Raw genomic sequence first — 7,560 nt, forward strand, 5'->3', positions numbered from 1 at the left:
TAATGTCGAATTGAATGCTATTTGGATTATAGTATTTCATTTTCAAAGTTTAATTAACATTGAAAATATGCTTTATCAAGATCAATTTTATGAATAATGGCTATAGAAAGTATTGATTTTCCTTTACAAAATAAGTTTCTTCATCAGGTCGAAAAGCCCTCTCCTGATAATATAAATACAAAGGTTCGCTTTCGGCTTTGGTCTTCAAGCTTTCGGCTTTGGTCTTTAATCTTTACTCCTTACTCTTTGCTCCTTGATCTTTACTCTTAAATCCTGCCTCCTTACTCTCTTTCCACTAAGCCGCTACTTCTCTTAAATCTACGGCAACCACCCTTGATACACCTTGCTCTACCATCGTTACGCCGTAAATGATATCAGTACTCGCGATAGTTCGTTTGTTATGAGACACAATAATAAACTGCGACTGATCTGAAAACTTCCGGATGATGTTATTAAACTTATCAATATTCGTATCGTCCAGTGGGGCATCAACTTCATCAAAAATACAGAATGGTGCAGGTTTTAAGAGGTAAAGTGAAAATAGGAGGGCAGTAGCGGTAAGTGTTTTTTCACCGCCAGATAGCTGGTTAATAGATAGCGGCCTTTTTCCTTTCGGACGGGCAATGATGTCGATATCGGCCTCAAGTGGATTATTGATATCTGATAAGATCAAGTCACAGCTATCTTCCTCATTGAAAAGTGAACGGAATACAACGATAAAATGTTCACGTGCTTGTGTAAAAGCCTGCATAAATTTTTCTTTTGCCGTATCATCAATCTCTTTAATGGTTTGTAAAAGGTCTGTTTTGGCTGTATTTAAGTCTTTTTTCTGGTTTTGGATAAACACATAACGTTCTTCCATCTCTTTAAAAGCCTCCATCGCCATTGAATTGATGGCGCCAAATTCATCCAGCTGCCGTTTCATTTTCTCCACTTTCTGACGAATTTCGAATTCACTTTCCATCGCTTCGACCTCCGTTTCGGTTTCCAAAAGATCGTTAATGTCGATGTTAAACTCAACGGCTAAACGTTCTTTCAATGAGTTTAAATCTATTTTCAGGGTGTTCTTTTTATCCTTAATTTCTGTTAAAAGAAGATCTGTTTCCTCGCGGTTTTTGCGAATGTTCGTCAAGGTGTTTTCTAATTCATTGATATTCCCCTTGCTTTCAAAATATTCTTTTTCTGCTTCTGCCAGACCTTTTTCCATCTCTTCACGCTGCTGGTACATTTCTAACAGTGTATCATCGCTGAGATCTGTATGCTGTAACGTTGCTGTAATTTGTATTAACGTTTCCTGAAATTCTTTATCATGCTGAGCTATTCTTTTATCCAAAGCCTCTTCCTGAACAAACCGGTAATCGAGGTCTTTCTCCAAGCTGGATAATTTATTTTGCTGTTGATGAAAACGGATATTATCCTGATTATATTTCTGGGCACTGTCATTAACCTGATCTGCGATATCTTGATAGTTTAATTGCTGTTCCTGAAGGTTTAAGTGATTTTGTTGCTGTTTCTTTTGCAATTCAATTAACGCCGGTAACTTTTCGGAAAGCGATTTCTCTATGGAGACAATTTTTTGCGCTATATCGGTTTTACGATTCTCACTCGTGGTAATAAACTCCTGATACTGATCGCGACGGGTTTGGAGAGAGATCTGTTCGTTACTCAATCGGTTAAGTTCCTGTTGTAAACCGTTGATTTGAGTAACCTTAGAAGACGATTTTAACCGCAGAATTTGTTCCGTTGCCGCTGAGATAGCTTGATTATATTGATTGATAAGCAATTCAGATTGTTTAATCTCTTTCGCTAAATTCTCTAAATTTTTCGCACGACCGATTCTTTTTCCTTCAAATAGTCCTACAGAACCACCTGATAATGTAAATTTAGTTTGTGCATATTTGCCGTTTTTAGCCAGGACGGTTAAACCATCTGCTGACGATTTTTTGAACAGATTTTCCTGTTCATCAATGGCGATGTATACGTTTTGCAAAAGGAGATTGCAAAGATGCTGATATTTCTTATCCACTTCGATCACAGAAAGTGCCGAAATTAAACCTTCATAATCGCTTGATGTAGCTTTTTTTTCTGGAATATTTTCCAAAATAAAGAAGTTAGCCCTCCCTCTGGTAGCATCAGTTAACAGGTTAATGGCCTGAACAGCATCGGCATAAAAATCAACCACATAATGGTTCATCACAGGCTCCAGGTAGTTTTCTATCGCAATGCGATAATCTTCGCTGCAAAATAAAATGTCTGATAGGAGCAAGGCACTTTTTGCAAAAGTATTGTTCTTTTTCAGGAAACGGATAGACTCCGGGAAGCCCTCTAGGCTATCAACTAGCGATTTGGTTAGGTTATACTCGTTTTGTCTGGCATCCTTTTTACGATTCTCGGAAGTTAACTTTTCCTTATTGGAATTTAGGCTTGCTTCCGTTTCTGCCAATTGCTCCCTGAGTATTTCTTCTGCTTCTTTTAGTTGTTTAATAGCGTGCTGCTTTTCCGTAATTTGGATATCAAGCTCAGCGAGGGCATGATCGAATGCTTTTAGTTCTGACGTTTTCGTTTCGGTATCATCAACATTTCGATTGGTTTCCTGTACCAAAGCATCTTTTTGTATATTGAAAATATCAATCTCTTTTTGGGCCTGATAAACCAGATTTTGTAATTCACCTAATGATTTAACCAGGTTATCAATTCTATTCTTTTCTGTTTGTTGCTGTTCTCTTGAGGTATCGAGTGTAATTTTTAGTAATTTCAAATCACTATCCAGGCGATCAAAAACCGCTGTTTCTGTTAAAACTTCTTCATTTAAACGCTTAATATTATACTTAATGTGATTAAGCTGGTTTTTATCTTTTTCCAGTTCACTAGCCAAACGGGTTTCTTTTTCCTGAAGGAAACGCATTTGCTCGTTTTTTACTTTTTTTTCGCTCTCGTAAGCACGGATTTTTGAAACCAGCTCATTCGTTGCTTTCTGTTGTACAGAGAGGTTTTTTTCCTGATGGATGCTGCCCAGCTTAAGCTTTTGTAGTTCTGCTTCAGTTTGATCAATTTTTGTGCTGAATGCTGCTCTGGCAACCTGTTGGTTTTGTTCCTGCGTTTCCAGTACATTTAAATCGGTACGGAAAAATGCAATTCTGTGCGTAGCCAATTGAATGCTCAACTCCCGATACTGCTCTTTTAGTTTATAATAACGTTCGGCTTTTCGAGCCTGATTTTCGAGTGTTTTCAAATTCTTCTCAATCTCGAAAAGTAGGTCTTCCAAGCGTTCTAAATCAGCTTCTGTATCTTTTAACTTGTTGAATGTTTGCTTTTTGCGAAGCTTGTATTTTGAAATGCCCGATGCTTCTTCGAACAATGAGCGCCGGCTATGTTCTTTGTTGGTGATGATCTCATCTACCATTTTGAGCTCAATGATAGAATAGCTATCAGAACCTATCCCGGTATCCAGAAAAAGGTCTGTAATGTCCTTGAGGCGGCACTGCACATCATTTAAGCGGTATTCACTATCCCCATTACGATACAATTTCCTCGTTACGGTAACTTGTGAATAGGCTGTTGGGAGAATATTTTTAGTATTATCAAAGCTTAAAGAAACCTCTGCCAATTGTGCCTGCTTGCGGTTCTTAGTGCCATTAAAAATGATATTTTCCATTTTTTCTGACCGTAAAGCCTTGGTGCTTTGCTCGCCTAAAACCCAACGCATGGCATCAATTACGTTTGATTTTCCGCAACCATTAGGGCCAACAATAGCCGTAACTCCTTCATTAAAATTGATGGTTACCTTGTCGCCAAAGCTCTTGAAACCCTTAATTTCTAATCGAGTAAGTTGCATGGTTTTTAATCGGAGGAACTGAACTCAATAATAAGGAAAATTTTGAGGTTTTTCAAGTAGAAGTTTTAGGTTTAACCGCAAAGGAAGCGAAGGTTTTCGCAAAGAAAACAAAGGCGGGTAACACAGAGCACGCAGAGATTTCACCGAGGGCACGAACAAAATCAGAGAAGATTTTTAGAAGTGTTGCCACGGAAGCACTAAAGTCACAGGAAATTAGTGAAATTGATTTCGTGCCAATACGTATTATTATTTTGGCAAATAAAATATTGCCACGGAAGCACTGAGGGCACGGAAAAGGTCAATCAATTCCGTGTCCAAATTAGCTAAGGCTATAACCTAACCAATTTAAAAGTCATTAAGTTCGAAGACTTCAATGGCAATTGTTTATTGGCTAACCTTGAGCAAAGATTTATAATTATCGACAAGTCGGCACCGAATTCACTGAAAAGCCCAATTAATTCCGTGTCTCTGTGTTTCCGTGGCAAAATAGCTAAGGCTACAACCTAACCAATTTAAAAGTCATTAATTTCTAAGACTTCAATGGCAATTGTTTATTGGCTGACCTTGAGCAAAGATTTATAATTATCGACAAGTAGACACCGAATTCACGGAAAAGCTCAATTAATTCCGTGTCTCTGTGTTTCCGTGGCAAAATAGTTAAGGCTATAACCTAAGCTACCTCACAATCATCAACTTCGCGAACTTCAGCAACAGCTGTTTATTACCAAGTCCCTGAAAAAATACGGTTGCTTTCACATCAGGTAGATTGCCTTCTAAACTGATAATCTTTCCGAAGCCAAATTTTTCATGTTCCACTTCCATACCGCCTTGAAATTCATTGGGTTGAGAAGGGGTGAATCCTGGTGTAGGTACGTGTGCTTTCGCCAGTAATGAAGTTGTTTTCGGACGCGTTGGTGCAGATGTAGTGGCTGTTGGTTTCGGTTTGCTCAAGAAATCGCGGGGCTGTGAAGTCCAGGTCTTGCGTTCATCGTCAAAATTGCCCTCAATCATATTGCTTTTGGCAGGTTTAACATCTAACTCTAAGAACCTTGGATTAATCTCGTTGATGAAACGACTTGGCTCACAGTTGGTTAGTGTGCCCCAACGGTAGCGCGACGTGGCATAAGTAATGGTCAGTTTTATTTCTGCACGGGTAATGGCTACATAAAACAAACGGCGTTCTTCTTCCAGATCGGAGCGGGAATTTACCGACATTTGTGACGGGAAAAGGTTTTCTTCTAACCCAACAATGAATACGTTTTTAAACTCCAGACCTTTGGCCGAGTGAATCGTCATTAATGAAACGGTGTCTTTGTTTTTATCGCCGTCTTTATCATCATTGGTTAAAAGTGCCACATCCTGCATAAAAATATCCAGACCTTTTTCTTCGATATCTTCACGCTCTGCGAACTCCTTTATACCATTTAATAATTCCTGAATATTTTCATATCTCGACCTACCTTCTACGCTGTCATCAGTATAAAGTTCTTTTAAAATACCAGCATGTTGTGCGATGAATAAAGCAGAATCATAGGCATCTAATTTTTTCGCTTCCGCCTGAAAGCTTTGAACCATCATCGAAAAATCATTCAGTTGATTGGCTAAACGACCGTCGACATATTGATGTGCATTGGAAATTACATCCCACAACGTTACATTGTTCTGATCTGCAGCTACAATGATTTTATCTATAGAAGTATCTCCAATACCACGTTTTGGATAATTAATCACCCGTTTTATCGCTTCTTCATCCTTCGGATTAAAAGTTAAGCGGAAGTATGCAATTAAATCTTTAATCTCTTTACGTTGGTAGAATGACTGTCCGCCGTAAATGCGATATGGAATATTCAGCTTCCGTAAACCTTCCTCCATTGCCCGGCTTTGCGCATTGGTTCGATAGAGGATGGCAAAGTCGCTATGCTTGTATCCTTTTAGTCCACGTTCCTGAATGATGGATTCTGCAACCAGTTTTCCTTCTTCATTATCCGTAAAAGCACGGGCAACCTTGATTCTGTCGCCCTCTGCATTTTCAGAGAAAACATTTTTCTCTAACTGATTTTTATTATTGGCGATAATGCTGCTTGCTGCATCAACAATGTTTTGTGTAGAGCGGTAGTTTTGCTCTAGTTTATAAACTTTTAAATCAGGGTAATCACGTTCAAAATTTAGAATGTTCTGAATGTTCGCCCCACGGAAAGCATAAATACTTTGCGCATCATCACCCACTACACAGATATTCTGGTAAGCTGCGGCAAGTTTTTTTACGATGGTATATTGCGAAAAGTTGGTATCCTGATACTCATCTACCATTAAATACCTGAATTTCTGCTGGTATTTATTTAAAACATCCGGATGTTCTTTTAACAGGATATTGGTTTTGAAAAGCAAATCATCAAAATCCATTGCACCACCTCTGAAACAACGTTTAGCATATTGCTCATAAATCTGACCAATTAACGGACGTTTATTTTGAATATCTTCTGCCTGGATCTGATCATTGGCCTGATATTCACCCCAGGATATCAAATTGTTTTTTGCAGAAGAGATTCTACCAAAAACAAAGTTGGCTGCATATAATTTGTCGTCAAGTTGCATTTCTTTCAAAATGGCACGGATTACACTCTTGCTATCATCAGTATCGTAGATGGTAAAGTTATTTGGATACCCTATTTTCTCTGCCTCCACCCTTAATATTTTCGCGAAAACGGAGTGAAAGGTTCCCATCCAGATGTTTTTCGCCTCTGCACCAACCACCTTTCCAATCCGCTCGCGCATATCTTTACTAGCTTTATTGGTAAAGGTCAAAACCAGGATATTAAATGGGTCGGTACCGGTTTGAATCAAATGCGCCACACGGTATGTAATTACGCGTGTCTTACCTGAACCAGCACCCGCAACGATCATTACCGGTCCTTTTGTATTCTCTACTGCTGCTCTTTGCTGTGGGTTTAATCCTTCTAAATAGTCCAAATTGGCTCCTGTTTTTTTGAGGCTCAAAAATAACAATTCTCTTGTCTTTTTGCTAAAGGTGTTGGTAATTAGTTTCTCATTTGTGTGAATGTGGCAGCTCTGATTATCCGTGGAGGTTAGTTGAAATTGCTCAGGCAATGGGTTTATCTCAAAGTATTGAGGTTAGTGTAGCGATACCACTAAGCAATCGGCTGATTTTTCACCATCTAAGACATTTAAGAACATATAGGCCGTGGTGTTTAAACATTTGCTGTCTAGCTTAGGTGTCTAAGATGGTTAACCAATCAATGATATTTAACAATTAGCTAAATTTTTCACCACCTAAGACATTTAAGAACATATAGGCCATGGTGTTTAAGATTTAGCTGTCTAGCTTAGGTGTCTAAGGTGGTTAACCAATCACGATATTTTACAATCAGCTAAATTTTTTCATCACTTAAGACATTTAAGAACAACTTAGCCGTGGTGTTTAATATTTTGCTGTCTAGCTTAGGTGTCTAAGGTGGTTAATAAATCAACGATATGTTTTACAAAAAGTTAAGTTTTTTACCATTTAAGACATTTAAGAACAACTTAGCGGTGGTGTTTAATATTTTGCTGTCTAGCTTAGGTGTCTAAGGTGGTTAACCAATCAAAGATATATTTAAAATCAGCTAAATTTTTTCACCATCTAAGACATTTAAGAACATATAGGCCGTGGTGTTTAACATTTTGCTGTCTAACTTAGGTGTATAAGGTGGTTAGCAAATCAAAGA

The 7,560-nt window shown here is 38.3% G+C and carries 2 protein-coding genes; both read right to left on the minus strand.

The genetic code is table 11. From position 1 onward, the window contains the following. Positions 1-295: 295 nt before the first annotated feature. Positions 296-3,835, minus strand: coding sequence for a chromosome segregation protein SMC (gene smc, locus SOM16_RS18110; protein WP_320465409.1), 3,540 nt, complete (start codon positions 3,833-3,835; stop codon positions 296-298). Between the two features lie 675 nt (positions 3,836-4,510). Next, positions 4,511-6,805 carry an ATP-dependent helicase gene (locus SOM16_RS18115; protein ID WP_320465410.1) on the minus strand — a complete coding sequence of 765 codons (2,295 nt, stop codon included), beginning with the start codon at positions 6,803-6,805 and terminating at the stop codon, positions 4,511-4,513. Positions 6,806-7,560 lie beyond the last annotated feature (755 nt).

This window comes from Pedobacter sp. CFBP9032 (assembly GCF_034045265.1).
In the GTDB taxonomy this organism is placed as follows: Bacteria; Bacteroidota; Bacteroidia; order Sphingobacteriales; family Sphingobacteriaceae; genus Pedobacter.

What these genes read in the sequence shown, in the direction of transcription:
- smc (WP_320465409.1), bottom strand. Translation starts at nt 3,835, where the DNA reads ATGCAACTTACTCGATTAGAAATTAAGGGTTTCAAGAGCTTTGGCGAC.